This is a genomic window from Neisseria sp. HMSC067G12, assembly GCF_001812725.1.
GTDB classification, from domain to species: Bacteria; Pseudomonadota; Gammaproteobacteria; order Burkholderiales; family Neisseriaceae; genus Neisseria; species Neisseria perflava.
This window is the reverse complement of the sequence record NZ_KV810184.1, coordinates 1-303: the sequence shown is the minus strand read 5'-3', so window position 1 is coordinate 303 and position 303 is coordinate 1. Positions and strand designations below refer to the sequence as shown.

The following is a 303-nucleotide window of genomic DNA, read 5'->3' as shown; positions in this document are numbered from 1 at the left end:
AACCGTAGCCGGTGGCGCACAGCTGAAACTGGCCAAAGACATCACTGTTGACAGCGTCACCGCAGGCGACAGCAAACTGAATTCAGACGGCCTCACCATTACCGGTGGCCCGAGTGTGACCAAGTCAGGCATCAATGCCGCCGGCAACAAGATTACCAATGTTGCCGCCGGTACCGATGACACCGACGCCGTCAACTACAGCCAGCTGAAACAGCAAAGCGCCGCCGCCCGTACCGAGGTTGCAGCCGGCACCAACATCAAAGATGTGGTGAAAACGACCGGCGCCAACGGCCAAGACATCTA

Annotated in this window: 1 pseudogene; it reads left to right on the top strand. The window is 58.4% G+C overall.

The annotated features are described in order from the left end of the window. A pseudogene (locus HMPREF2871_RS02515) lies at positions 1-303 on the top strand (hypothetical protein); the annotation flags it as partial.